Origin of the sequence: Streptomyces sp. NPDC052109, assembly GCF_040680195.1 — a bacterium.
Lineage (GTDB): Bacteria > Actinomycetota > Actinomycetes > Streptomycetales > Streptomycetaceae > Streptomyces.
Genome location: NZ_JBFAWF010000072.1, coordinates 1 through 1,433, shown reverse-complemented (window position 1 = coordinate 1,433; position 1,433 = coordinate 1). Strand labels below are relative to the sequence as shown.

The following is a 1,433-nucleotide window of genomic DNA, read 5'->3' as shown; positions in this document are numbered from 1 at the left end:
TGTATTGGGGGTAGCGGTTTTCGTGATCGGGTTGGCCGCCCGTAACGTGCCGCAGGACGCCGGGCGGGCTGACTCGAGTACTTCCTGCCGCCCGCAGGGGCTGGCTCTCTTTGGGTGTGTCGACCTGCCCGGTGTCCGTTCGCGGCTTGACTCAACAGAGGCATGAGCACCAGCCACCCCACGTTTCTCGAAGTCGGGCTGTCAGCTGCGGATTCCACTGGCCCGACGCCGAGAGGGAGGGGACCGCCGATGATGCTGATCGGTATCGATCCGCACAAGTCGACCCACACAGCCACAGCCGTCGATCCAGGCACCAACCGTGATCAGGCATCGATCCGTATCGACGGGACTCTCCAGGAATACCAGCGCATGCTGGACTGGGCGTCCCAGTGGCCCCAGCGACAATGGGCCGTCGAGAACGCCAGGGGCCTGGGACACCACCTGACGTCATGGCTCCTCGCCCGGGGAGAACGGGTCGTCGACGTCCCGCCCACTGCCACTGCCCGTGTCCGTCAGCTCTCCCGCGGCGCAGGCCGCAAGAACGACCGCATCGATGCCGCCGCGGCGGCCTGCGTCGCCGCTGTCCAGGGCGACGCGCGACCGGTGCAGCCCGAGACCTCAACGGACGCACTGGCTCTGCTGGACGAACGACGTAGCAACCTCGCCCAGGCCAGAGTCCGAGCAGTCAACCAGCTCCACGCGCTGCTGCGAGCCCTCCTGCCCGGAGGGGCGCCACGTGATCTGTCTGCGGCCAAAGCCGAGCAGCTGCTGGAGACGGTCGTCCCCGTCGGCCCCGCCGAAACCACCCGCCACGCCCTCGCCGCCGACCTGATCACCGAGGTCCGCACATGGGACGTGAAGCTGAAAGCCAACGCCAAAGCCATGGCGGCACTGGTCGCAGAGTCCGGAAGCCGACTGACCGACACTCCGGGCATCGCAGCCATAACCGCCGCCCGCCTCTTGGGCCGGACCGGCAACCCCACCCGCTTCCCAACTGCCAGTGCCTTCGCCCAGTACGCCGGCACCGCCCCCATCGAGATAGCCAGCGCCGGCCGCGCACACCACCGTCTGTCCAGGCGCGGCGACCGTCAGCTCAACGCGGCACTCCACACTGTGGCCATCACGCAGATCCGCATGCCCGGCACTCGGGGCCACGCCTACTTCCACGCCAAAATCGCAGAAGGCAAGACACCCAGAGAAGCCCAGCGCTGTCTGAAGCGCCGCCTGGCTGATCACGTCTGGCGCACGATGGTCGGCGACGAGCGCCGCCGCACCCGAACGACGGGCCCAGGAGGACAACCGGGGGCGACTACAGCATCCAGCGCGATCGGCCCAACCCCGACGGCCGACTCTTCGGACAAGTCACTTCCCGGACCCGCCGAAACCGAGCCTACGCCACCGCACCAGACACCTTGACAAACACAGAGGCACCC

General features: G+C 68.0%; 1 protein-coding gene. It reads left to right on the top strand.

Annotated features, from left to right (window positions below; translation table 11 throughout):
- Nucleotides 1–249 precede the first annotated feature (249 nt).
- On the top strand, nt 250–1,416 hold the full coding sequence (locus AB0L59_RS42235) for an IS110 family transposase (protein ID WP_365593528.1): 1,167 nt from the start codon (nt 250–252) through the stop codon (nt 1,414–1,416).
- Nucleotides 1,417–1,433 lie beyond the last annotated feature (17 nt).

Excerpts from the sequence above, each read along its gene's own strand:
- AB0L59_RS42235 (WP_365593528.1), top strand. The coding sequence starts at position 250 with ATGATGCTGATCGGTATCGATCCGCACAAGTCGACCCACACAGCCACA.